Origin of the sequence: Pontibaca methylaminivorans (assembly GCF_900156525.1) — a bacterium.
GTDB lineage: Bacteria > Pseudomonadota > Alphaproteobacteria > Rhodobacterales > Rhodobacteraceae > Pontibaca > Pontibaca methylaminivorans.
Genome location: NZ_FTPS01000001.1, coordinates 1732674 through 1757392 on the forward strand (window position 1 = coordinate 1732674; position 24719 = coordinate 1757392).

23 protein-coding genes are annotated in these 24719 nt (G+C 68.0%); 14 read left to right on the forward strand and 9 right to left on the reverse strand.

Annotated elements, in window-relative coordinates; genetic code table 11:
- Window positions 1-87 precede the first annotated feature (87 nt).
- A complete protein-coding gene (locus tag B0B01_RS08455) occupies window positions 88-849 on the forward strand; it encodes an NAD kinase (RefSeq protein WP_076649459.1) in 762 nt (253 codons plus the stop codon).
- A gap of 217 nt (window positions 850-1066) precedes the next feature.
- Here B0B01_RS08455 and B0B01_RS08460 read toward each other — a convergent pair whose 3' ends face one another.
- Window positions 1067-2977, reverse strand: a complete 1911-nt coding sequence (locus tag B0B01_RS08460; protein WP_076649460.1) for a propionyl-CoA synthetase — start codon at window positions 2975-2977, stop codon at window positions 1067-1069.
- A gap of 346 nt (window positions 2978-3323) precedes the next feature.
- Between B0B01_RS08460 and upp the strand changes: the two genes are divergently transcribed.
- Complete coding sequence (gene upp, locus B0B01_RS08465) at window positions 3324-3938, forward strand: uracil phosphoribosyltransferase (protein WP_268802039.1); 615 nt, start codon at window positions 3324-3326, stop codon at window positions 3936-3938.
- 14 nt (window positions 3939-3952) lie between these two features.
- Here upp and B0B01_RS08470 read toward each other — a convergent pair whose 3' ends face one another.
- From B0B01_RS08470 to B0B01_RS08490, 5 genes are all read right to left on the reverse strand, one after another.
- Window positions 3953-4969, reverse strand: a complete 1017-nt coding sequence (locus tag B0B01_RS08470) for a hypothetical protein (RefSeq protein ID WP_076649462.1) — start codon at window positions 4967-4969, stop codon at window positions 3953-3955.
- Window positions 4970-5112: 143 nt separating this feature from the next.
- Window positions 5113-7314, reverse strand: a complete 2202-nt coding sequence (locus B0B01_RS08475; RefSeq protein ID WP_076649463.1) for a 3-hydroxyacyl-CoA dehydrogenase NAD-binding domain-containing protein — start codon at window positions 7312-7314, stop codon at window positions 5113-5115.
- 12 nt (window positions 7315-7326) lie between these two features.
- Window positions 7327-8538, reverse strand: coding sequence for an acetyl-CoA C-acetyltransferase (locus tag B0B01_RS08480; RefSeq protein ID WP_076649464.1), 1212 nt, complete (start codon window positions 8536-8538; stop codon window positions 7327-7329).
- Window positions 8539-8670: 132 nt separating this feature from the next.
- Window positions 8671-10452 carry an acyl-CoA dehydrogenase C-terminal domain-containing protein gene (locus tag B0B01_RS08485; protein ID WP_076649465.1) on the reverse strand — a complete coding sequence of 594 codons (1782 nt, stop codon included), beginning with the start codon at window positions 10450-10452 and terminating at the stop codon, window positions 8671-8673.
- Between the two features lie 29 nt (window positions 10453-10481).
- Window positions 10482-10898, reverse strand: a complete 417-nt coding sequence (locus B0B01_RS08490; protein WP_076649466.1) for a MerR family transcriptional regulator — start codon at window positions 10896-10898, stop codon at window positions 10482-10484.
- Between the two features lie 227 nt (window positions 10899-11125).
- On the opposite strand from B0B01_RS08490, the gene B0B01_RS08495 reads away from it, so the two are divergent.
- The 3 genes from B0B01_RS08495 to B0B01_RS08505 are packed head-to-tail and all read left to right on the forward strand — an operon-like array spanning window position 11126 to window position 13459.
- Window positions 11126-11542, forward strand: coding sequence for a PaaI family thioesterase (locus tag B0B01_RS08495; RefSeq protein ID WP_076649467.1), 417 nt, complete (start codon window positions 11126-11128; stop codon window positions 11540-11542).
- Complete coding sequence (locus tag B0B01_RS08500; RefSeq protein WP_076649468.1) at window positions 11542-12138, forward strand: PaaI family thioesterase; 597 nt, start codon at window positions 11542-11544, stop codon at window positions 12136-12138. Before B0B01_RS08495 ends, B0B01_RS08500 begins: the two co-directional genes overlap by 1 nt.
- Window positions 12131-13459, forward strand: a complete 1329-nt coding sequence (locus tag B0B01_RS08505) for an MATE family efflux transporter (RefSeq protein WP_076649469.1) — start codon at window positions 12131-12133, stop codon at window positions 13457-13459. Before B0B01_RS08500 ends, B0B01_RS08505 begins: the two co-directional genes overlap by 8 nt.
- Here B0B01_RS08505 and arsC read toward each other — a convergent pair.
- From arsC to B0B01_RS08520, 3 genes are read right to left on the reverse strand one after another with little or no spacing between them, the layout of a single operon-like run.
- Window positions 13454-13810 (reverse strand): arsenate reductase (glutaredoxin), encoded by a 357-nt coding sequence (gene arsC, locus B0B01_RS08510; protein WP_076649470.1) that lies wholly within the window; start codon window positions 13808-13810, stop codon window positions 13454-13456. The genes B0B01_RS08505 and arsC overlap by 6 nt on opposite strands.
- The gene (locus tag B0B01_RS08515) at window positions 13807-14865 is read right to left on the reverse strand and encodes a quinone-dependent dihydroorotate dehydrogenase (RefSeq protein WP_076649471.1); all 1059 of its coding nucleotides are present in this window, start codon (window positions 14863-14865) and stop codon (window positions 13807-13809) included. The genes arsC and B0B01_RS08515 overlap by 4 nt, the downstream gene beginning before the upstream one ends.
- The gene (locus tag B0B01_RS08520; RefSeq protein ID WP_327082985.1) at window positions 14862-15293 is read right to left on the reverse strand and encodes a DUF952 domain-containing protein; all 432 of its coding nucleotides are present in this window, start codon (window positions 15291-15293) and stop codon (window positions 14862-14864) included. The genes B0B01_RS08515 and B0B01_RS08520 overlap by 4 nt, the downstream gene beginning before the upstream one ends.
- Here B0B01_RS08520 and mnmH point away from each other — a divergent pair.
- From mnmH to clpX, 9 genes are all read left to right on the forward strand, one after another.
- On the forward strand, window positions 15292-16353 hold the full coding sequence (mnmH, locus tag B0B01_RS08525; protein ID WP_076649472.1) for a tRNA 2-selenouridine(34) synthase MnmH: 1062 nt from the start codon (window positions 15292-15294) through the stop codon (window positions 16351-16353). The genes B0B01_RS08520 and mnmH overlap by 2 nt on opposite strands.
- Before the next feature lie 165 nt (window positions 16354-16518).
- Window positions 16519-19383: a monovalent cation/H+ antiporter subunit A gene (locus B0B01_RS08530; RefSeq protein ID WP_076649473.1), complete on the forward strand. Its 2865-nt coding sequence runs from the start codon at window positions 16519-16521 to the stop codon at window positions 19381-19383.
- A gap of 1 nt (window position 19384) precedes the next feature.
- A complete protein-coding gene (locus B0B01_RS08535) occupies window positions 19385-19726 on the forward strand; it encodes a Na+/H+ antiporter subunit C (RefSeq protein WP_076649474.1) in 342 nt (113 codons plus the stop codon).
- The gene (locus B0B01_RS08540; protein WP_076649475.1) at window positions 19726-21285 is read left to right on the forward strand and encodes a monovalent cation/H+ antiporter subunit D; all 1560 of its coding nucleotides are present in this window, start codon (window positions 19726-19728) and stop codon (window positions 21283-21285) included. Before B0B01_RS08535 ends, B0B01_RS08540 begins: the two co-directional genes overlap by 1 nt.
- On the forward strand, window positions 21282-21779 hold the full coding sequence (locus tag B0B01_RS08545) for a Na+/H+ antiporter subunit E (RefSeq protein ID WP_076649476.1): 498 nt from the start codon (window positions 21282-21284) through the stop codon (window positions 21777-21779). The genes B0B01_RS08540 and B0B01_RS08545 overlap by 4 nt, the downstream gene beginning before the upstream one ends.
- Window positions 21779-22048, forward strand: coding sequence for a K+/H+ antiporter subunit F (locus B0B01_RS08550; protein ID WP_076650132.1), 270 nt, complete (start codon window positions 21779-21781; stop codon window positions 22046-22048). Before B0B01_RS08545 ends, B0B01_RS08550 begins: the two co-directional genes overlap by 1 nt.
- A 7-nt stretch (window positions 22049-22055) precedes the next feature.
- Window positions 22056-22448: a Na+/H+ antiporter subunit G gene (locus B0B01_RS08555; protein WP_076649477.1), complete on the forward strand. Its 393-nt coding sequence runs from the start codon at window positions 22056-22058 to the stop codon at window positions 22446-22448.
- Window positions 22449-22556: 108 nt separating this feature from the next.
- On the forward strand, window positions 22557-23195 hold the full coding sequence (locus tag B0B01_RS08560) for an ATP-dependent Clp protease proteolytic subunit (RefSeq protein ID WP_076649478.1): 639 nt from the start codon (window positions 22557-22559) through the stop codon (window positions 23193-23195).
- Window positions 23196-23346: 151 nt separating this feature from the next.
- A complete protein-coding gene (gene clpX, locus B0B01_RS08565; protein ID WP_076649479.1) occupies window positions 23347-24615 on the forward strand; it encodes an ATP-dependent Clp protease ATP-binding subunit ClpX in 1269 nt (422 codons plus the stop codon).
- Window positions 24616-24719: the final 104 nt, after the last annotated feature.

The following is a 24719-nucleotide window of genomic DNA, read 5'->3' on the forward strand; positions in this document are numbered from 1 at the left end:
GGTGAAGCCTGGAATGCTAATGCTGGCATCCGCGCGGGAGGTATGCTTCTCTCGCGCCAGGAACCAGCGAGCGGAAAGTCCCTGCCAATGTCCCTCAAGATCGCCTTCCTGGCCAGCGAGACCGAGGTCGCGCAGACCGCGCGCCGCACGCTCGTCGGGCGTTACGGCGATGTCGCCCCCGAACGCGCGGATGTGATCGTGGCGCTCGGCGGGGATGGTTTCATGCTGCGCACGCTTCATGCGACCCAGGACCATTCGGTCCCGGTCTATGGCATGAACCGCGGCACGGTCGGTTTCCTGATGAACGACTACAGCGAGGACAACCTGATCGAACGCCTGCGCATGGCCGAGGAAGAGGTGATCAACCCGCTCTCGGTTCGCGCCACCGACCGCTCGGGCAAGACCCATCACGCGCTTGCGATCAACGAGGTCTCGCTGCTGCGCGCGGGCCCCCAGGCGGCGAAGCTGCGCATCACGGTGGACGGGCGGCTGCGCATGGCCGAACTCGCCTGCGACGGCGCCCTTCTGGCCACGCCGGCCGGATCCACGGCCTATAACTACTCGGCGCACGGGCCGATCCTGCCGATCGGCTCCGATGTGCTGGCGCTGACCGCGATCGCGGCCTTCCGCCCCCGCCGCTGGCGCGGGGCGCTGCTGCCCAAGACCGCGCTCGTGCGCTTCGACGTGCTCGAGGCCGACAAGCGCCCGGTGGTCTCGGATGCCGATGCGCTGCATGTGGCCGACGTGATCCGGGTCGAGGCCTGGTCCGAACCCTCGATCCGCCACCGCCTCCTGTTCGATCCGGGCCACGGGCTGGAAGAGCGCCTCATCTCCGAACAGTTCGCCTGAGCGCCCGGCCCGAACTCCCGGGTGGTCCGGCGCGGCACCGCCGCCCTGCCTTCTTCTGGCAGAAATATCCCACGGGGGTGCGGGGGTGTGAAACCCCCGCCGGTCATGCGGGTGCGGGGGTGTGAAACCCCCGCCGGTCATGCGGGTGCGGGGGTGTGAAACCCCCGCAGGTCATGCGGGTGCGGGGGTGTGCCCCCCTCCCCCCGCCGGCGCCATGTCAGCTTTGGGCCGCGATGCTGCTGCGCGCATAGCCGATGGTGCCGAGCGCGGCGCGGATCTCGTCGAGGATTTCAGGATCGTCGATGGTCGCCGGCATCCTGTATTCGGCCCCGTCGGCAATCCTGGCCATGGTCGCGCGCAGGATCTTGCCGGATCGCGTCTTCGGCAGCCGCTCGACCACCACGGCCAGGCGGAAGGCCGCCACCGGGCCGATGCGCTCGCGCACAAGCGCGACACATTCCGCGACGATTTCGGTATGCGGGCGCTCCACCCCGGAGGCGAGGCACAGGAACCCGACCGGCACGCTTCCCTTCAATTCGTCCGCGACCCCGATCACGGCGGTCTCCGCCACATCCGGATGGCTCGCCAGCACCTCTTCCATGGCGCCGGTCGAAAGCCGGTGGCCGGCAACATTGATCACGTCGTCGGTGCGCGCCATGATCCAGAGATACCCGTCGTCGTCCTTCATCCCCGCGTCGCCGCTTTCGTAATAGCCCGGGAACCGGTCGAGATAGGAGGCGCGGAACCGGTCCTGCGCGTTCCACAGCGTCGAAAGCGTGCCCGGCGGCAGCGGCAGGCGGATCGCGATGGCGCCAAGCTCGCCCTGCGGAACCGGCTCGCCGCCCTCGTCCAGGACCTCCACGTCGTAACCGGGCATCGGCACGGTCGGAGAGCCGACCTTGACCGGGAGCGCCTCGATCCCGGCCGGATTGCCGGCGATGGTCCAGCCGGTCTCGGTCTGCCACCAGTGGTCATAGACCGGCACCCGCAGCACCTCCTGCGCCCATTCGATCGTGTCCGGGTCGGCGCGCTCGCCCGCAAGGTAAAGCGCCTGCAGGCAGGACAGGTCGTATCTGCCGATCAGCTCGCCCTTCGGGTCGGCGCGCCGGATCGCGCGAAAGGCGGTCGGCGCGGTGAAGAAGCTGCGCACGCGGTGGTCCGAAATCACCCGCCAGAAGGTTCCGGCATCAGGGGTGCCGACCGGCTTGCCCTCGAAGACGATGGTGGTGTTGCCATGGATCAGCGGCCCGTAGCAGATATAGGAATGTCCGACCACCCAGCCCACGTCCGAGGCGGCCCAGAACACGTCCCCCGGATCGACGTTGTAGATGTTCTTCATCGACCAGTTCAGCGCCACGAGATGCCCGCCCGTCGGGCGCACGACCCCCTTGGGCGCCCCCGTGGTGCCGCTCGTGTAAAGGATATAGGCGGGGTGATCGCCCTCGACCGGGACGCATTCGGCCGGCTCGACCCCGTATTGAAAGCCGTGCCAGTTCACGTCGCGCCCTTCCTCGAGATGCGCGACCTCCTGTTCGCGCTGGAAGATCACGCAGAAATCGGGCTGGTGCTCCGACTGTTCGAGCGCCCCGTCCAGCAGCGGCTTGTAATGCACGACCCGCCCCGGTTCGAGCCCGCAGGAGGCGGCGATGATCGCCTTCGGCCGGCAGTCGTCGATCCGGACCGCGAGCTCGCGGCTTGCAAAGCCGCCGAACACCACCGAATGAATCGCTCCGAGCCGCGCGCAGGCCAGCATCGCGATCAGCGCCTCGGGGATCATCGGCATGTAGATGATGACCCGATCGCCCTTTTCCACGCCCTTGGCCCGCAACGCCCCGGCAAGCTGCGCCACGCGGTTGCGCAGGTCGACATAGGTGATGCGCCGGATCACGCCGCTGGCCGGGCTGTCGTGGATGATCGCGACCCGGTCGCCGTGCCCCCGCTCGACATGGCGGTCGACCGCGTTCCAGCAGGTGTTCACCAGCCCGTCGCTGAACCAGCCGTAGAACGGCGCCCTGTCGTCGAACAGCGCCTTGGTCGGCGGGCGCAGCCAGTCGATCGCCTCGGCCGCGGCCATCCAGAAACCCTCGGGATCCCGTTTCCAGCGTTCGTAGACTTCGCTGTAGCGCATGCTCCGCTCCCTCTGCCTGTCGTTGCCCGCCTGTCGTGGCGCGCCCGTCCCGGCGGGGCGCCCTTCCGCCCCTTGCCGGGCACTCGTCAGTTCCGAGCGTAGGCGGAGATTTCCGAGAACGCCATTGCAAATTCCGCCGCCGCCGGACAGGCTGTGCCCTGCCGGAACCCGACTGTCCCGCGCGCCGCCGCCGTGGGGGATCCGGCAGACTGGCCCCCAGATCGGCCCCAACCCGGCCCCCGTACTGGCCCCCGACCGCCCGGAGTGTCCGCGCCCTATGTCCCAAGGCTCTTCCGCGTTGCCCCCGTGCCCTGCGACCGATGTGCCCGGTGCGGCGGGGGTACAGGTGATCGACCATCCGCTCGTGCAGCACAAGCTCACGCTCATGCGCGAGCGCAGCACGCCGACCGGCCCGTTCCGGCGGCTCCTGCGCGAGATCACCCAGCTTCTCGCCTATGAGGTCACGCGGGATCTTGCGTTGGCCCGGCGACGCATCGACACGCCCATGGAGCCGATGGAGGCGCCGGTGCTCGACGGCAAGAAGCTCGCGCTGGTTTCGATCCTGCGGGCGGGGAACGGGATGCTCGACGGTGCGCTTGAACTGATCCCGTCGGCGCGGGTCGGCTTTGTCGGTCTTTACCGCGATCCGCAGACGCTGCAGCCGGTGCAGTATTATTCCAAGCTGCCCGAGGATCTGTCCGAGCGGGTGGTGATACTGCTCGATCCCATGCTCGCCACCGGAAATTCCACCGCGGCCGCGGTGGACCTGCTGAAACAGGCCGGAGCGCGCCGGATTCGCTTTCTCCGCCTGCTTGCGACCCCCGAGGGGCTGGCGCGGCTGCAGGGAGCGCACCCCGATGTTCCGATCACGACGGCGTCGGTCGATCGCGGGCTGGACGCCAAGGGCTATATCCTGCCCGGCCTCGGCGATGCCGGGGATCGGATGTTCGGCACCAGATAGGCCCTAAACCCGCGCTAGCGTCCGCAGATCGTCTGCAGCAGCACCCAGTCGCGATCCGCAAGCACCGGAGTGCCGCTGCGGCCGTTCATCGGATCCCGTGCCTCGAGTGCCTCCATCACGGTGCCTTGCATCGCGTCGGTGCGGGCAAAGGGGGTCGCCGGGATTTCGGCGCTGGCAAAGCCCGCAAGAAGCGCCTCGGCCGGGAGCGGAGCCGGGGTTTCATCCAGCAGCCGCCGGGCATGGCGCTCCAGCGCGCGGCGCGACATCTCGCCCGTGGTCACGAGCCGCAGCGTCGCGATGGGGCCTGCATCGCGCAGCAGATGCGCGAGCGGGTCGTCGCCGTCCGCGCGCGCATGTTCCGCGACCACATGACCGGCGACCACCGCCGGATCCTCGTGATCCTCGATCAGGGAACGGTCGACCAGCACGATGTCGCCGGGCAGATAGAGCGCGGGGCGCGGCAGGTCGCGCAGCACCACGAGCCGGCGGATACCGCTGCGCCGGGCCAGCGCGGCGAGCGGGATGTTCGCCTCGACGTCCTGACAGGCCGGGCCGGCGAGCGTTTCGATCCGGGCGGTAAGCGCGCGCCCGATCTCCTGCCGCTTGATCGGCGGTACGACCATCACCGCATAGTCCCGCATCGCCCCGGGCAGCCAGAACACGCTCCCCCAGAGCGCAAAGGCCAGCACGATCAGCAGCACGAGGCGCCGCAGCCCCCGGCGCCGGCGCGGACGCGCACGTTCGACCGCGCGACGCAGCCGCTCGATCGCGTCGGTCATGGTGGATTCGCCCTCGGCCAGTTCCAGTGTCTCGCCGGGATCGCCGTCGGGGTGATAGATCGCGGGTTCCTGCCCGGGATTGGCGCGGGCGAGCGCCGCGAGCGACCAGTGCGCGAGCGCGAGGTCGTCGAGATCGGAAATCGTGAGCGTGGCCTTCCCGAGCGACACCACCACTTCGCGCGGTTCGGCGCGCGGGCCGGCGCGCCAGAGGCCGCTGGCCTCGAGCCGCTGGTATTTCTTCAACGCTGTCATTGCGCGATAGGTCTGCCCCGTTCCTGTTTTGGGCGAACCTAGCCGGTTTCAATGCGGCGTTGAAATGAAAACTGCGTGGCTGCGCGCTGCCCGGCCGCGCGGACGGCCGTTCACACCGTGCCGATACCCGCCGGGCCGTGCCTTCATGCGCTGCGGGGCTCGGCCGCGAAGCGGTCATAGAACCGCGTGCCGCTCTCGGCCATCTCGCGCAGCAGAGGCGGGCAGGCAAAGCGCGGCCCGTGCTGCGCCGCCAGCCGGTCGGCGCGGCGGGCAACCTCGCGCGGGCCGGTGATGTCGATCCAGCTGAACGGCCCGCCCGACCACGGCGCGAAGCCCCAGCCGAGCACCGCGCCCACGTCGCCTTCGCGGATGTCCTCGAGCACGCCCGCCTCCAGAGCCCGCACCGCCTCCAGCACCTGCGCAAGGATCAGCCGGTCCTGCACCTCGGCCAGCGCGGGCTGTGTTTCGGCCGCCGGATGGCGCGCGGCCAGCCCGCCCCAGTAGCCCTGCCGCTTGCCCTTGTCGTCATAGTCGAAGAACCCGACCCCCGCCTTGCGCCCGAGCCGCCCCTGTTCCTCCATCCAGAAGATCAGGTCATCCGCCGGGTTCTCGGGATCGGCTCCGCCCGCCGCAGCCCGCGTGGCACGGGCAATCTGGGCGGCGAGCGCGATGCTGGTCTCGTCGGTCAGGCGGATCGGGCCGACCGGAAAGCCGAGCTGTTCCGCCGCGTGGTCGATCAGCGGCAGCACGGTGCCCTCGCACACCATGCGCAGCCCCTCGTTGATATAGGGGATGATGCAGCGGTTCGCGTAGAAGAACCGCGCATCGTTCACCGTGATCGGGGTCTTGCGGATCTGGCGCACGAAATCGAGCGCGGACGCGAGCGCCGCCGCACCGGTTTCCCGGCCCTTGATGATCTCGACCAGCGCCATCCTTTCGACCGGGCTGAAGAAATGGATGCCGATGAACCGCTCGGGCGCGGCGCTCGCCTGCGCCAGGTCGCCGATGGGCAGGGTCGAGGTGTTGGTGGCAAGGATGCAGTTCTCGCCGATATGCGCGCTGATTTCGCGCAGGATGCCGGTCTTGACCGCCATGTCCTCGAACACCGCCTCGATGACGAGGTCGCAGTCGCGCAGATGCGCAAGATCGGTGGCCGGGGTGATGCGCGCAAGCGTCTCGTCGCGCTGGGCCGGCGTGGTCTTGCCGCGTTTCACGCCCTCGGAAAGATAGTTCTCGGCATGGGCGCGGCCGCGTTCGGCGGCGGCCTGATCCCGGTCGATCAGCACCACGTCGATGCCGGCGCGGGCCCCGACCAGCGCGATGCCGGCCCCCATCATGCCGGCGCCGACCACGCCAAGGCGGCTGACGCGGCGGTCGGGAATTTCCTCGGGGCGCATGACCCCTTTTTCCAGCGCCTCCTTGTTGACGAAAAGCGAGCGGATCATGGCGCCCGAACTCGGATTCAGGAGGATATTGGTGAACCAGCGCGCCTCGACCCGAAGCGCGGTGTCGAAATCGACGAGCGCCCCCTCATAGGCGGCGCTGAGCAGGGCCTTCGGTGCGGGCAGCGCGCCTTTGGTGCGCCCGTTCACCATGGCGCTTGCGCCAACGAAGGTCATGTAGCCCGCCGGGTGATAGGGCGCGCCGCCCGGCATCCGGTATCCCTTCCGGTCCCAGGGTTTCACCAGATCGCCATCCGTCGCGGCAAGCACCCAGTCCCGCGCGGCGGTGAGCGGGTCGTCGCAGATCTCGTCGATCAGCCCGGCCGATTGCGCGCGCTCGGGCGCGACGAGCTTGCCTTCGAGCAGGAAGGGCGCGGCCGCCATGGCGCCGAGCTTGCGCATGAGCCGCGTGGTGCCGCCGGCGCCCGGGAAGATACCGACGAGGATCTCGGGAAAGCCGATCCGCGCGCGCGGATTTGCGGCGGCAAAGATGCGATGCGTCGCCAGCGGCAGTTCGAGCCCGATCCCGAGTGCCGTGCCGGGCAGCACCGCCGCGACCGGCTTGCCGCCTTTCTGCGTCTTCGGGTCCATGCCGGCGCGCTCGATCTTGCGCAGCAGGGTGTGGATCTGCATCACGCTCTCGAAAAGGCTCCGTGCCGGGTCGTCGCCGGCTGTGTCCTTCATCCGGCCAAGCAGGTTCAGATCCATGCCGCCGGCAAAGCTGTCGGCCTTGCCGCTGGTGATGACGATGCCTTTGACCGCGGGGTCGGCCAGCGCCGCGTCGATCAGGCCGTCCAGTTCGCGCAGCCCGTCGAAGGACATCACGTTCATCGACCGTCCGGCCACGTCCCAGGTGATGGTGGCGACGCCTTCCGTGTCTTTCTCCATGGTGAAGTCGGTCATGGCGGTGCTCCTTCAGAGGCGCTCGATGATGGTGGCCGCGCCCATGCCCGAGGCGACGCAGAGGGTGACGAGCCCGGTTTCCCGGTCGCTGCGCTCGAGTTCGTCAAGCAGCGTGCCGACCAGCATCGCACCGGTCGCGCCGAGCGGGTGGCCCATGGCGATGGCGCCTCCGTTCACGTTGACGCGCGCGGGATCGACCCCGAAGGCCTGCATGAAGCGCAGCACCACCGCCGAGAAGGCCTCGTTCACCTCGAACAGGTCGATGTCGCGGATGGTCATCCCCGCCGCTTCCAGAACCCGTTCGGTCGCCGGAACCGGGCCGGTCAGCATGATGGTCGGATCGGTGCCGATGCGCGAGGTGGCGCGGATGCGGGCGCGCGGGCGCAGCCCCCATGTCTCGCCGAAACTGCGGTCGCCGATCAGCACGGCCGCCGCGCCATCGACGATCCCCGAGGAATTGCCGGCGTGATGCACGTGGCGGATGCGTTCGAGATGAGGGTATTTCAGCAGGGCCACCTGATCGAAGCCCGGCATCTGTTCGCCCATGGCCTGAAAGCTCGGGGTGAGGGCGCCCAGTGCGTTCAGGTCGGTATCGGGGCGCATGTGCTCGTCACGGTCGAGGAGCACGAGACCGTTCTGGTCGCGCACCGGCAGGATCGAGGCGGCAAAGCGCCCCTCTGCCCAGGCATGGGCGGCGCGGCGCTGGGATTCGACGGCGTAAGAGTCGACATCCTCGCGGGTAAGGCCGTATTCGGTGGCGATGAGATCGGCCGAGATGCCCTGCGGCACGAAGCCGCTGCCGAGCGCAACCACGGGATCGACCGCGATCGCCGCCCCGTCGCTGCCCATGGGAACGCGGCTCATCATCTCGACGCCGCCGGCGATATAGCCCGCGCCGGCACCGCCCCGGACCTGGTTCGCGGCAAGGTTCACCGCCTCGAGCCCGCTTGCGCAGAAGCGGTTGATGGCCAGCCCGGGAATGCGCTCGTCAAGGCCGGAGGCGAGCACGGCGCTGCGTGCAAGGCAGCCGCCCTGTTCGCCGACCTGGGTCACGTTGCCCCAGATCACGTCATCGACCGCGTGCCCCTCGAGCCCGTTGCGCATTTTCACCGCGTCCAGAACGAGGGCGCTGAGGTGCAGGCTCGTGACTTCGTGCAGGGCGCCGCCGTTGCGGCCCCGGCCGCGGGGCGTGCGCAGCGCGTCATAGATGAAGGCGTCGGTCATGGGGCGGATTTCCTTCTCAGGCGCGAGATGGGCGGTCGGGTGGGGGTTTCACACCCCCACACCCCCGTGGGATATTTCCGGCCAGAAGAAGACCGGGGCCGGTGCGGCGGGAGGATCGGGGCACGGCTCATGTCAGAACTGCCCGGGAGCGAGCGCCATCACCGGCGCGGCGCCGCTGCGGATGCGGACGAGATGGAGCGCTGTCGCCGGGAGGCGGCGGGCCATGTAATAGCGGGCAGTTGCGAGGCGGGCCTCCTGCGTCTGTGCATCGGGGGCGCCGTTTTCGAGCGCGGCCTGCGCGGCCCGGGCCATTCGCGCCCACATGAAGCCGAGACAGAGATGGCCGAAGAGGTGCAGGAAATCGGTCGAGCCGGCCAGGGCATTGTCCGGGTCCTTGACGCCTTCCTTCATGAAATAAAGGCCCGCGGCCTGAAGGTCGTCGGCGGCCGCGAGGAGGGGAGCGATGATGGTGCGGGTGAAGGTTTCGTCGTCCCCGTCGTTCTGCGCGGCCCAGTCGCGGACATGGTCGAGGAAGCCGATCATCTGCTGCCCGCCGTCGCGGGCCAGCTTGCGCCCCACGAGGTCGAGCGCCTGGATGCCGTTCGCGCCCTCGTAGATCATGGTGATGCGGGCATCGCGGACGAACTGGGCCATGGGGTTGTCCTCGATATAGCCATGCCCGCCGAACACCTGCTGGGCCTGCACCGCCATGGTGAAGCCCTCGTCGGTGAGAAAGCCCTTGATCACCGGGGTCAGCAGGGAAATCAGCGCCTCGGCCCCGGCGTCCCCGTTGCGGTGGGCGCGGTCGATGAGGCTTGCGCCCCAGAGCAGCAGGGCACGGCCGCCCTCGACGAAGGCGCGCTGGTCCATCAGGCTGCGGCGGATGTCGGGGTGGACGATGATCGGATCGGCGGGACCGTCCGGGTTTTCCGCCCCGCCGGCGGCGCGCCCCTGGAGACGTTCGCGCGCATAGGCCGCCGCGTGCTGGTAGGCGATCGCGGCCTGGGCATGACCCTGCAGGCCGACGCCGAGGCGGGCCTCGTTCATCATGGTGAACATGGCCTGCATCCCCCGGTGCTCCTGTCCGAGCAGCCAGCCCCTTGCGCCGTCGTAGCGCATCGCGCAGGTGGCATTGCCGTGGATACCCATCTTGTCTTCGAGGTGGGTGCAGGTCACGGCGTTGCGCGCACCAAGGCTGCCGTCCTCGTTCACGAGGTATTTCGGTACGATGAAGAGCGAGATGCCCCGGATGCCGTCGGGGCCGCCCGGGATCCGTGCCAGCACGAGGTGGATGATGTTGTCGGCAAGGTCGTGTTCGCCGGCGGAAATGAAAATCTTTTCGCCGCTGATCGCATAGCTGCCGTCGCCCGAGGGTTCGGCCTTCGTGCGCAGCAGGCCGAGGTCGGTGCCGCATTGCGGTTCGGTCAGGTTCATGGTGCCGGTCCACTCGCCGGCGACGAGGCGGGGCAGGAACAGCGCCTTCTGCGTATCGCTCCCATGTGCGAAGATCGCCGAGATCGCCCCGTGCGTGAGCCCTTGATACATGGTGAAGGCCTGGTTCGCGGCGCTGAACATCTCGGTCACGGCGCTGTTCAGCAGGTAGGGCAGGCCCTGACCGCCGAATTCTTCGGGCGCATCGAGCCCGATCCAGCCGCCCTCGCGCAATGTCCGGAAGGCGGCGGGGAACCCGTCGGGCGTGCGCACCGCCCCCTCGGTCAGGCGGCAGCCCTCGCGGTCGCCGGTCCTGTTCAGCGGCTCGAGCAGTTCGGTGCCGAGCCGGCCGGCCTCGTCCAGGATCGCGCCGGTGAAATCGCGGTCGAGTTCGGCATAGCCCGGAATGTCGGCATTCTGCACGTCGAGCACGTCATGCAGGAGAAACTGGAAATCCGCGATCGGGGGGGTATAGCCTGGCATTTCCGCTCTCCTTGCAAAACCGGTGGCCGTCAACTGCCGCCGTCATTTCCTCCGCCGGGGGAGGCGCCGGTCGCCGAGGCCAGCGCCCGTTCGCCCCATTCGAGCTGCGTCCGCAGATCGGTGATCACCTCGTCCAGTTCGACGCGCTGACGTTCCAGATCGGCGAGACGTTCGCGCGCCAGCCGATAGGTCTGCGAAAGCTGGGTGAACTGATGGTCGCCCACGTCGTAGAGGTCGAGCAGCTGGCGAATCTCCTCGAGGCTGAAGCCGAACCGTTTGCCGCGCAGGATCAGCTTGAGCCGGGCGCGATCCCGTTTGGTGAAAAGGCGTTTCTGCCCGTCGCGGATCGGCGCGAGAAGCTCTTTCGATTCATAGAACCTGAGCGTTCGTGGGGTGACATCGAATGCGTCGCACATGGCCCGGATCGTCATCAGCTCGTCAGTCATGGTGTGGTCATGTCCTCGTCATGAGGTAATCTGTTCTGTGCCGGCGCGATTGCAACCGCTTGCGGGCGCCCCGGGACGGGCTTTGGCGGGGGACGTTACGTCATCGCCTAGTTTGCCCTGTTCGGCCGTTACGTCAACCGTCAAGGATCCCGGCAACGGGTTGCCCTTTCGGCCGGCCGCCCCATAAACATCGCGAGCGGGATATGCGATGCGGAAGGGCGGAGCCGATGGAAAGGAAGAGGGCGGCACAGCAGTTCGTGGAGGTGATCCCCCATGCGCGCGAGCTTGGCATGCAGGTCGTCGAGGTCGGCGAGGGGCGGGCGGCGATCGCCATGCCCTATGATCCGAAGCTGATCGGCGATCCCGAAACCGGGGTGATCAGCGGCGGTGCGGTCTCGGCGCTCATGGATACCTGCTGCGGGGCAGCGGTGCTGACCCATCCCGGTGCACGCGGGGCGACGGCGACCATCGACCTGCGCATCGACTACATGCGCCCGGCCCGGCCCGGCCAGACCATCATCGCCCGTGCCGTCTGCCATCACATGACCCGTTCGGTTGCCTTCGTGCGCGCCACGGCCGAGGATGACTCCGCCGATCCGCCGGTCGCGACGGCGACCGGGGCATTCACCGTGGGGGAGGGATGATGGCGCCCAGGGCCCCTTCGTCGGGTGCCGGCCTTCGTGCCGAGCCCGCCAGTCTGCTTGAACGGCGCCGCGACGACATTCTGGCGGCGGTGGTGGCCGGGGTGCCCTATGCGCGGTTTCTCGGCATCGGCTTCGAGCGGCGGGGCGACGAACTGACCGCGCGGCTTGCCTTTGACGACAAGCTGATCGGCAATCCCATGGTGCCGGCGATCCACGGCGGCGTGACGGCGGCCTTTCTCGAGGTGACCGCCATTCTGGCGCTCGGCTGGCGGTTGCTGCTGCCGGCCATTGACGCCCGCGATATCGACCCCGGGGAGGTCGCGGCGGGACGGCTTCCGCGGCTGCCGCGCACCATTGACTTCAGCGTGAACTATCTGCGCCCGGGCCTGCCGCGCGATGCCTTTGCCCGGGCCGTCATCTGCCGCATGGGCCGGCGCTTTTCCACCGTGCGGGTCGAGGCCTGGCAGGATCAGCGCGACCGCCCCTTTGCCCAGGCGGCCGGGCATTTCCGGATGCCGAAGGCGGATGTGCCGGACATGCCGGGCGGAGCCGACGGCAAACAGCCTGCGCCGGCGCCCCGGGCGGGAGATGGCTGAGCCTGCACGCCCCATCACCCACCGGCGCGTGCTGTCGATCGCGATTCCGATCGTGCTGGCGAATGCCACGGTTCCCATACTGGGGCTCGTCGATACCGGCGTCGTGGGGCAACTCGGGCTGGCCGCGCCGATCGGTGCGGTCGGCATCGGCGCGGTGATCCTCACGGCCATCTACTGGGTGTTCGGCTTCCTGCGCATGGGCACGACCGGGCTGACCGGGCAGGCACGGGGGGCGGCGCGCGAGGGCGAAGTGACCGCGCTGCTGGTGCGCGCGATGCTGGTCGGGTTCGTCGGGGGGTGCGGCATCATCGCCCTGCAATGGCCGCTGTTCCGGGGCGCGTTCCTGCTCTCGCCGGCCAGCGCCGAGGTCGAGGCGCTGGCGCGCAGCTACATGGCGATCCGGGTCTGGTCGGCGCCGGCGGCGATCGCGATGTTCGGCGTCACCGGATGGCTCATCGCGCTCGAGCGCACGCGGGCGGTGCTGCTGCTGCAGCTCTGGATGAACGGGCTCAACATCGTGCTTGACCTGTGGTTCGTGCTCGGGCTCGGCTGGGGCGTGCAGGGGGTCGCCGTCGCCACGGCGCTGTCCGAGTGGTCGGGATTCGCGCTCGCGCTCTGGCTTTGTCGCGATGCCTTTGCCAACCCGGCGTGGCGCGACTGGCCGCGCGTCTTCGACGGTGCCCGCCTGCGCCGCATGGCGGTGGTGAATACCGATATCCTGCTGCGGTCGCTGCTGCTCATGGGAGTGATGGTGTCGTTCCTGTTCCTCGCGTCGGGCTTTGGCGACGTGACGCTTGCCGCCAATCAGATCCTGCTTCAGTTCGTCGAGGTGACGGCCTTCGTGCTTGACGGATTTGCCTTCGCGGCCGAGGCGCTGGTCGGACAGGCGGTCGGCGCGGCGAGCGTTGCGCGGCTGCGCCGGGCGATCCGCGTCAGCAGCATCTGGGCGCTGGTCGGCGTCATGGGGTTGTCGCTCGGATTCGGACTGTTCGGCGGAATGCTGGTCGATCTGATGGCGAAGGCGGAAGCGGTGCAGGCCGAGGCGCGCCTTTACCTGCCCTGGATGCTGCTCGTCCCGCTTGCGGGGCTCGGGGCCTGGATGCTGGACGGGGTCTTTATCGGCGCGACGCGCACCGGCGACATGCGCAACATGGCCGCGCTTTCGGTGGCGGGTTATGCGCTTTTGGTCGCGCTGCTGATGCCCGCCTTCGGCAATCACGGGCTCTGGATCGCGCTGTTGCTGTCCTATCTGCTGCGCGCGCTCACGCTGGCGGTGCGTTATCCCGCGCTCGAGCGGCAGGCGGCGCTGGGCGCGCTATAACAGGTCGAGCACGCGCTCGGGCGGGCGGCCGATCACCGCGCGCCCCCCGCGCAGGGCAAGCGGGCGCTCGATCAGGCGCGGGTGGGTGGCCATCGCCTCGACAAGATGCGCCTCATCCGCCCCGTCGAGGCCGAGTTCGGCAAACAGCGCCTCGCCCCGGCGGATCAGCGACAGCGCGGGCGCATTGCCAAGCGCGACAAGCGCCGCCTCGATCTCGGCGCGGGTCGGGCCGTCCTCGAGGTAGCGGCGCAGGCGGACCGGAGCGCCGCGTTCCTCTAGCAGCGCAAGCGCCGCGCGCGATTTGGAACAGCGCGGGTTGTGCCAGAATTCGATGGCGTCACCCGGGGTCATGCCCAGTCCTCCCGCCGGCTGGCGACGGCTTCGGCGACATTTGCGAAACCATCCCGCTCCAGCAGGTGGTCGAGCCCGCGGGCAATATCGGCCGCCAGCGACAGCCCCCTGTAGATCAGGGCGCTGTAAAGCTGCACCGCCGAGGCGCCGGCGCAGATCTTGGTATAGGCATCCTCGGGCGATGAAATCCCGCCGACACCGATCAGCGGCAGGCGCCCTTCGGTCAGTTGCGAAAGCCGGGCCAGAATCCGGGTCGAGCGCCGGAACAGCGGCGCGCCGGACAGGCCGCCGGATTCGTCCCGGTGACCGCTTTGCAGGCCCTTGCGCGACAGTGTCGTGTTGGTGGCGATGATGCCGTCGATCCCGCTTTCGATCGCAACGCCGGCAATGTCGGTGAGGTCGGAGTCGTCAAGATCTGGCGCGATCTTCAGGAAGACCGGCAATGGATGGGACAGCCCGTCGCGGGCCTCGAACACGCCATTGAGCAGATGCGCGAGCGCCTCCTTGCCCTGCAGGTCGCGCAGGCGCTCGGTATTGGGCGAGGAAACGTTGACGGTCGCGAAATCGAGCGACTCCCCGCAGTGGCGCAGCACCTGCGCGAAATCGTCCATCCGGTCGGCGCTGTCCTTGTTGGCCCCGAGGTTGAGCCCGATCACGGCCTCGCGCGGGCGGCGCGCCAGCCGCGCACCGATCGTCTGCATCCCGTCGTTGTTGAAACCAAAACGATTGATGATGGCGCGGTCTTCGCTCAGGCGGAACAGCCGGGGGCGCGGGTTGCCGTCCTGCGGCAGCGGGGTCACGGCACCCGCCTCGATGAAACCGAAACCGGCGCGCGACAGCGGCGCGAGCGCGCGGGCGTTCTTGTCGAACCCGGCGGCGAGCCCGACCGGGTTGGGCAGGTCGAGCCCGGCGAGGCGGGTGCGCAGCCGCGCCGAGGTGACCGGCCCCGGCAGCGGCACGAGCCCCGCGCGCAGCAACCGGAAGGCCAGATCGTGCGCGCGTTCGGGGTCGAGCCGGTGCAGGAGCGCAAGCCCGGCCTGTTCGACGCCGCTCATGTCAGGTCATCCGGGAACTGATGCGCCCCGCCGACCAGCGGCAGCGGCCGCGCCCGGAGCACGTCACGCAGGCGCAACGGGCCGTAGAGATGTGGAAACAGCGCGTCATTGCGGGATTTTTCCCAGCGCAGGGCCGGACCGAGCGTCTCGGCCGCGACCGCGAGCAGCACGAGCCCGTCAGTGCCGGCGAAATGCTTCGCGGCGGTTTCCGCGACCTGCGCGGCGGTCGAGAAATGCACGAATCCGTCCGCCTGGTCGATCGGCGCGCCGGCGCTCTCGCCCTCGGTGCGAAGCCGGTCCCATTCCTCCGGCCGCAATATCTTGTAGATCCGCATGGAACCCTGATGCCCCGGGCCCCCGGCGGGGTCAAGCTGGCGATGGAAGCGGACGGTGGACATGACCACCGCGCCGCAATAGGGAAACGCCATGCCGCTTGAATATTCCTCGCCCGCGATGCTGCTGGATCATGGCTTCGACAGCCTGATCGACGTGCGCAGCCCGGGCGAATATGCCGAAGACCACATTCCCGGTGCCATCAACCTGCCGGTGCTCAATGATGCCGAGCGCGCCCGTGTCGGCACCCTTTATCGCCAGAATCCGTTCGAGGCGCGCAAGATCGGCGCCGCGCTCGTCTTTCGCAACGCGGCGGATCATGTGGAGAACAGCCTCCTGCAGCGCGACGGCGGCTGGCGCCCGCTGGTCTATTGCTGGCGCGGCGGGCAGCGTTCGGGCACGCTCGCCTGGATGCTGCGCGAGATCGGCTGGCGCTCGGACACGATCACCGGCGGCTACCGCAGCTGGCGCCGGCTGGTGAAGGCCGCGCTTTACGACCGGCCGCTGCCGCACCGGCTGGTCCTGCTCGACGGGGACACCGGCACGGCCAAGACGGCCCTTCTGCATCGGCTCGCGGCACGGGGTGTGCAGGTGGTCGATCTCGAGGGGCTTGCCAATCATCGCGGGTCGCTGCTTGGCGCCCGCCCCGGCGGGCAACCGACCCAGAAGGGATTCGAGACCGCGCTTGCGGCCCGGCTTGCGCGGCTCGACCCCGCGCGTCCGGTGCTGGTCGAGGCGGAATCGAACAAGATCGGCGAGCGCAACCTGCCGCCCGCGCTCTGGGCGGCCATGCGGGTCGCGCCGCGCATCCGCGTGAGCGCGCCCGTCGAGGCCCGCGCGCGGTTCCTGAACGAGGCTTACGACGATGTGCTGTCGGACGCGGCCCGCCTCAAGGATCTGCTTGGCTGGCTGCGCCCGCACCGGGGACATGCGGTGGTCGATGGCTGGTTTTCCCTGATCGACGCGGGCGAGCGCCTTGCGCTGACGCGGGCGCTGATCGAGCAGCATTACGACCTTGCCTATCGCCGCTCCCGCAAGGGGGCCGGAGCGGCCTGTGCGGAGGTCGAGGCCCTTTCGCTCGACGCACCCGGGGTCGAGGCGGCCGCGGCGCGGATCGAGGCCGCGCTGGGCGAAATCATGCCGCAAGAGGGCTGACGGCCGCCGATTCGCCAACGGGCGCGGGGCGTTGCGCCCCTGCATCGGTTGCGCTGTTTCGTGGCATAAAATCTGCGTCAGCGGTCGGCTCCGGTCTGGACTATCGGGCGAAATCCCTTACCCAAGAAGCCAGCCAGGCGCCGCCGAAGACGAGGAGATGCCCCGTTGTCCGTTTTCCTGATTGCCGTGCTGCCGTTTCTCGGGGCGGTGTTTCCCGCGCTCATGATCCGCGCCGGCCGCAACGCGGCGGCCATGGCGGCGGGGGCCGTGACACTTGCCGCGCTGGCCGGGCTGATCGGTCATCTGCCCGAGGTGATGGCGGGCCATGTCATCACCACACGGATCGACTGGATGCCGGGCCTCGGGCTCAACGCGAATTTCCGCCTTGACGGGCTCGGCCTGCTGTTCGCGGGGCTGATCCTCGGCATCGGGCTCCTGATCATCATCTATGCGCGCTTCTACCTGTCCGAGCGCGACCCGATGGGGCGGTTCTATGTCTATCTGCTGCTCTTCCAGGGGGCGATGACGGGCATCGTCCTGTCCGACAACGTGCTGCTGCTGCTGGTGTTCTGGGAGCTCACCTCGCTGTCGTCCTTCCTGCTGATCGGCTACTGGCGCCATCTGCCCGAGGGGCGGCAGGGCGCGCGCATGTCGCTTGCGGTGACGGCCGGGGGCGGGCTGGCCATGCTCGGGGGGCTCCTGATCCTCGGCGATATCGCCGGGAGCTACGACCTGTCCGTGATCCTGACCCAGCGCGAGGCGATCCAGGGCAGCCCGCTCTACCTGCCGGCGCTGATCCTGATCCTGCTCGGCTGTTTCACCAAATCGGCGCAGTTCCCGTTCCATTTCTGGCTGCCCCATGCCATGGCCGCGCCGACGCCGGTTTCGGCCTATCTGCACAGCGCCACCATGGTGAAGGCCGGGCTGTTCCTGATGGCGCGGCTCTGGCCGGTGATGGCGGGGACCGATGCCTGGTTCTATATCGTCGCGACCACGGGGCTTGTCACCATGGTCGTCGGGGCGGTGATCGCGCTGTTCAAGGACGATCTGAAAAGCCTGCTCGCCTTTTCCACCGTGAGCCACCTTGGCCTGATTACCATGCTGCTGGGTTTCGGCAGCCCGCTCGCGGCGGTGGCGGCGGTGTTCCACATCATCAACCACGCGACCTTCAAGGCGGCGCTGTTCATGACCGCCGGAATCATCGACCACGCCGCCCATACCCGCGACATCCGCCGCCTTGGCGGGCTGGCGGGGCTGATGCCGGTGACATTCACCCTGGTCGCGATCGCGGGGCTGTCGATGGCCGGGATTCCGCCCTTCAACGGGTTCATCAGCAAGGAGATGATGCTGGAGGAGGTGACGCAGACCAACTGGATCGCCGGGCCCTGGCTGCTTGCCGCGATCGTCACCGCCGGCACGGTGTTCTCGGTGGCCTATTCGCTGCGCTATGTCGCGCATGTGTTCCTCGGCCGCCGGCGCCACGACTATCCGGCATGGCCGCGCGATCCCTCTTTCGGCCTGTGGCTCCCGCCGGCGGTGCTGGTGGCGTTCGTGGTGGCGATCGGGCTGTTTCCGGCGGCGGTCGCGGGCGATCTGGTGGCGGTCGCTGCCGGGGCGGTGACGCAGACCGTGCTGCCGGCCTATTCGCTGTCGCTCTGGCACGGGGTCAGCCCGGCGCTGCTGCTGTCGATCATTGCCATTGCGGGTGGCGTGGCCCTGCTGCTGTTCTATGCGCAGGCGAACGAGGTCTGGCTCGGCCTGCGCCGCCCCGAGGCGAAGCAGATCTACGACCGCTGCATGGCTGCTTTCCAGCGCCTCTGCCGCTGGATCACGCAGCGTTTCGACGACGGGGCGCTGAGCCGCTACAACGCCATCCTGATCGGGTTCACCCTTCTGATCGGCGTCTGGGCCTGGAACACCGGCGGCGTCGGTCCGCAGACGCGCGCGAGCCTCGCGCCGACCTTCATCACCGTGATCGGCTGGATCGCACTCATGGGCTCGGCGGTCGGGGTGGCGGTCTTTCACCGCAACCGGCTGCTCATGCTGGTGATGATGGGCGTGTCGGGGCTGATGGTGGCGCTGACCTTCAACTATTTCTCGGCGCCCGACCTTGCGCTGACGCAGATCTCGGTCGAGGTGGTCTCGGTCGTGCTGCTGCTGCTTGCGCTGAACTTCATGCCGCCCGAAACCCCGCGCGAAAGCACGCCGGCCCGGCGCAGCCGCGACATCGTGCTCTCGCTCGGCGCGGGGCTCGGCATGGCGGGGCTGATCTACGCGATCCTGACCCGCGATTTCGTGGAGCCGTCGATCTCGGGCTATCACCTGGCCCATTCCGCGAGCGGGGGCGGAGGCACCAATGTGGTGAACGTGACGCTGGTGGATTTCCGCGGCTTCGACACATTTGGCGAAATCACCGTTCTGGGGATCGCGGCGGTGATCATCTTTGCCATTACCGAAACGATCCTTCAGTCGCCGGCGCGCGAGCGGCTTCTGGCGCGGCAGCCGTCGCGCCCGCTGGCGGGAGACCGGTATCCGCTGATCATGGTCGCGATCACGCGGATCCTGCTGCCGCTCGTGCTGATGGTGGCGGTCTATATCTTCCTGCGCGGGCACAATCAGCCGGGGGGCGGATTCGTCGCCGGGCTGCTCGGCGCCAGCGCCATCGTGATCCAGTACATGGCAAGCGGGTTCGGCTGGGTCGCGACGCGCCAGCGGATGCCCTATCACGTGCTGATCGGGGCCGGGGTGATGATCGCGGCGCTGACCGGCATCGGCGCATGGTTCAACGACATGCCCTTCCTCACCAGCGCGTTTACCGAGCTGCATCCGCCGGGGTTCGAGGGCATCGAGCTGGCCACGGCGGCGCTGTTCGATCTCGGCGTGTTCCTGACGGTGCTCGGGGCGGTGCTGCTGGCGCTCGAAAGCCTCGCCTGTTTCGCATGGCAGCCGCATCTGCCGGGGACGCGGACGCAGATCGCCGCCGCGCCGGCAACGGAACCGGCCGCCCGGGCCGGCGGGGGAGGGGACTGAGATGGAATTCATGCTTGCCACCGCAGTCGGCGTCTTTACCGCCGCCGGGGTGTATCTCGTGCTGCGCCAGCGCAGCTTTCCGGTGATCGTCGGCATGACGCTGCTGTCCTATGCGGTGAACGTGTTCCTGTTCGCGACCGGGCGCCTTGTGCTGAACAGGCCGCCGATCCTTGATGCGGCGGCCGCCGGCTATACCGATCCGCTGCCGCAGGCACTGGTGCTGACGGCGATCGTGATTTCATTCGGCATGACGGCGCTGATCGTGATGCTGGCGGTCAGCGCCTATCTCGCGGCGCGCACCGACCGCGTGGACATGACCGGCGAGTCCGGGGAGGACGCCTGATGTCGCACTGGATCATCCTGCCGATCATCCTGCCGGCGATGATCGCCGCCTTCATCCTGCTGGTGCTGCGCGGCGAGGTGATGCTGCAGCGCGTGTTCTCCACCGCCGGAACCGTGGCGCTGGTCGGCATCGCCGGAGTGCTCCTGGCGCAGGCCATGGACGGCACGATCACGGTTTACGAACTCAGCGCCTGGCCCGCCCCCTTCGGGATCGTGCTGGTGCTCGACCGGTTGTCGGCGCTCATGGTGATGCTGACCGCGCTCCTGTCGCTGGTGGTGGTGATCTATTCGATCGGCACGGCCTGGGACCGGCGCGGGCGCAATTTCCATGCCCTGTTCCACTTCCAGCTGATGGGGATCATGGGGGCGTTCCTCACGGGAGATGCGTTCAACCTGTTCGTGTTCTTCGAAGTGTTGCTGATCGCGTCCTACGGGCTCATGGTTCACGGCGGGGGTGCAGTGCGGCTGCGGGCCGGGGTTCAATATGTGATCTACAACCTGCTTGCCTCGGCCCTGTTCCTGGTCGCGCTCGGCACGCTCTATGCGGTGACGGGGACGCTCAACATGGCGGACATGGCCGCGCGCGTGTCGCAGGTGCCGCTGTCGGAGGCGGCGCTGCTGCGGGTCGGCGCGATCCTGCTGCTCGCGGTATTCGCGGTCAAGGCGGCGCTGCTGCCGCTGCATTTCTGGCTGCCGGCCAGTTACGGCAACGCGCCGGGCCCGGTCGGGGCGCTGTTCGCCATCATGACCAAGGTCGGTGCCTATTGCATCCTGCGCATGTTCACGCTGGTGTTCGGACCCGACCAGATCGCGACCGTGGATGTGCAGGGCTGGCTGCTTCCCGGAGCGCTGCTGACGCTGGCGATCGGCATGATCGGGCTGCTGGGCACGCGGCTGTTGAGCCGGCTTGCGTCCTTCGCGGTGATCGCCTCGATGGGGACGCTGCTCATCGCGGTCTCGCTCTTTACCCAGCAGTCGAGCGCGGCGGCGCTTTATTACATCGCGCATTCCACCTTTGCGACCGGGCTCATGTTCCTGATCGTCGATCTTGCCGCCATGCGGCGGGGCGACGCGATCGGGGTCAGCGCGCCCATGCCGCAGGGCGGGCTGATCGCGGCCCTGTTCTTCGGCGGCGCCATCACCCTGGTCGGGATGCCGCCGTTTTCGGGGTTCCTCGGCAAGATGCTGGTGCTCGATGCCGCGCGGCATGTGGAATGGGCGGGGCTGATCTGGGCGGTGATCCTGTCCACTTCGCTGATCGGGATCGTCGGCTTTACCCGCGCGGGCAGTCTCGTGTTCTGGAAAGGGCATGATCCGGGCATCCGCACCGAGCCGCCGGACGAGGCCGATCTTCCTGCGCCGCTCGAGGCTGCGGCCGCAGGGCCCGCGCCCCGGGCCTCGTCCGCCATGGCCTTCGGTGCCGTCTGGGGGCTGTTCGGCCTCGTGATCCTGCTCACGCTTTTCGCCGGGCCGATGCAGGATTACGCCGAGGCCACGGCGGCGCAGCTCCATGCGCCCGGGGATTACATCGGGGCGGTTCTGGGGGAGGGCACGAAATGAGAATGCTGCGCGCGATCTTTCCCCATCCGGTGCTGACGGTGCTGCTGACGCTGGTCTGGCTGCTGCTGGTCAACCGGTTCTCGCTGAATTCGCTGCTGTTCGGGCTGATCCTCGGGACCGTGCTGCCCTGGCTGACCAGCACCTACTGGCCCGACGCGCCGCGCCTGCGCCATCCGCTTCGGGTTGCGGAATATGTCGTCGTCGTGCTCTGGGACATCGTGATGGCCAATATCGCCGTGGCGCGGCTCATATTGCTGCGGCCCGACCATTCCCGCAGCCCCGGCTGGGTGAGCGTTCCGGTCGACCTGACCGACACGACCGCGATTGCCGTGCTCGCGAACACCATCACCATGACGCCGGGGACGGTGTCCGCCGACCTGACCCGCGATCACAGCGCCATACTGGTGCATTTCCTCGATGCGCCCGACCCCGAAAGCGTGCGCGACGAGATCAAGCAGCGTTACGAACGCCGGCTGAAGGAGATTTTCGAATGATCCTCACCCTTGCGATCTGGTTCAACCTGCTCTGCTTCGGCGCGGCGCTTCTCATCACGCTGTTCCGGGTGCTGACGGCGCCGGGCCTCAGCGACCGGATTCTCGCGCTCGACACCATGGTGATCAACGTGATCGCGCTGCTTCTGCTGTATGGCATGCTGGTCGGGTCGGCGATCTATTTCGAATCGGCGCTGATCTTTGCCATGCTCGGATTCGTCTCGACCGTGGCCTATGCCCGCTACGTCCTGCGCGGCAATATCATCGAGTGAGCCTGCCATGTCCCTGATATTCGAAATCGTGATCGCGTTCCTGCTCGTCATCGGGGGAATCTTCGGCTTTGCGGGCTCTTTCGGCCTGATCAAGTTCCGCGATCCGATGTCGCGGCTGCACACGCCCACCCTCGCCACGACGCTCGGGGTCGGGGGGGTGCTGCTTGGTTCGATGCTCCATGCCTGGGTGTTCCAGGGGCGGTTTTCGCTGCATGAAATCCTGATCATCATGTTCCTGCTGATCGCGCCGCCGCTTTCGGCGCATTTCATCGCCAAGCTGCATATCCACCTGAACGAGCGCCGCGAGTCCCTGCCGCCGCCCGATGTCGGGGGGGATGTGACCGACTGGGCGGTTCTCGACCCCGAGGCCGGGGCGACGGGAAAAGAGCCGGGCCTGTGATCCGCCGCGCATCCCGACGCCCCTTGCAGCGCCGATGCGGCGCTAATAAGACTCTGGCAACTTATCGCGGGGTATCGTCCCCGCGGCTCCAAACCACAGGCAGGCTCCATGTTCGATCCGATTGACACCTACATGAACACGCTCGTCCCCATGGTGGTCGAACAGACCAGCCGGGGCGAGCGCGCCTATGACATCTTTTCGCGGCTGCTGAAGGAGCGGATCGTTTTCGTCAACGGGCCGATTCATGACGGCATGTGCCACCTGATCGTGGCGCAGCTCCTGCATCTCGAGGCCGAGAACCCGAGCAAGGAAATCAGCCTTTACATCAACTCTCCGGGCGGTGTCGTGACGGCGGGGCTGTCGATCTACGACACCATGCAGTACATCAAGCCCAAGGTCAGCACGCTCTGCCTCGGGCAGGCGGCCTCCATGGGGTCGCTGCTGCTGGCCGGTGGCGCGGCGGGGATGCGCTTTGCCCTGCCGAACAGCCGCATCATGGTCCACCAGCCCTCGGGCGGCTTCCAGGGGCAGGCCAGCGACATCATGATTCATGCGACCGAGACCCAGAAGCTGAAGGACCGGCTGTATGACATCTACGTGAAGCACACCGGCCAGACCAAGGAGGCGGTTGAAAAGGCGCTCGACCGCGACAATTTCATGTCGCCCGAAGAGGCAAAGGCATGGGGCCATATCGACGAGGTGGTCGAGAGCCGTGGCAAGCACGACGAATCCACAAGCGACGGATGACCGGCGGCGCCCGGCCGGCAGGGGGCAGCGCCCGCAGGGCGGGGACGAGTTTGCAATTGTTCTGCCCCAGTGCCTGCCCTAGACTGCCGAAGATGCCGAAACGTTCCGCACGGCGGAGCGAGCTTGAATAACGAAGCCCGAAAGGTTGATCATGGCAACGAACTCAGGTGGCGACAGCAAGAATACGCTTTACTGCAGTTTCTGTGGCAAGAGCCAGCATGAGGTGCGCAAGCTCATCGCCGGACCGACCGTCTTCATCTGTGACGAATGTGTCGAACTCTGCATGGACATCATCCGGGAGGAGACCAAGGCGACCGGGCTCAAGGCCACGGACGGCGTGCCCTCTCCCAAGGACATCTGCAACGTTCTTGACGATTACGTCATCGGCCAGACCATGGCAAAGCGTGTGCTGTCAGTGGCGGTGCACAACCATTACAAGCGCCTGAACCACGCCCAGAAGCCGGGCAACGACATCGAACTGGCCAAGTCGAACATCCTGCTGATCGGCCCGACCGGCTGCGGCAAGACGCTGCTCGCGCAGACGCTGGCGCGGATCCTCGACGTGCCCTTCACCATGGCCGATGCGACCACTCTGACCGAGGCCGGCTATGTCGGGGAGGATGTGGAAAACATCATCCTCAAGCTGCTGCAGGCCAGCGAATACAACGTCGAACGCGCCCAGCGCGGCATCGTCTATATCGACGAGGTCGACAAGATCACCCGCAAGTCCGAAAACCCGAGCATCACCCGCGACGTCTCGGGCGAGGGGGTGCAGCAGGCGCTGCTGAAGCTGATGGAAGGCACCGTCGCGAGCGTGCCGCCGCAGGGCGGGCGCAAGCATCCGCAGCAGGAATTCCTGCAGGTGGACACGACCAACATCCTGTTCATCTGCGGCGGCGCCTTTGCCGGGCTCGACAAGATCATTTCGCAGCGCGGCAAGGGCAGCGCCATGGGCTTTGGTGCCGATGTGCGCGAGAACGACAACCGCAACGTGGGCGAGGTCTTCAAGGATCTGGAGCCCGAGGACCTGCTGAAATTCGGCCTGATCCCCGAATTCGTTGGCCGTCTGCCGGTGGTGGCGACGCTTGACGACCTTGACGAGGATGCGCTGGTCACGATCCTGACCCAGCCCAAGAACGCGCTGGTCAAGCAGTATCAGCGCCTGTTCGAGCTCGAGGACACCGACCTGCAGTTCACCGATGACGCGCTGCGGGCAATCGCGCGGCGGGCGATCGCCCGCAAGACCGGGGCGCGGGGTCTGCGCTCGATCCTCGAGGACATCCTGCTCGACACGATGTTCGAGCTTCCGGGGCTCGACAGCGTGACCAAGGTCGTGGTGAACGAAGAGGCGGTGACCTCGGACGCCGCGCCGCTGATGATCCATGCTGAAGAGCACAAGGGCTCGATCTCGGCCGGCTGACCATTGCCGGCCCGCCGGCGCGGGCCGGGAAGGCGCCGGAGATGTGCGGATATGCTGGACCCCGGCGCCGGGATCGGCCATATCGGACGGGCAATCCGGGGATT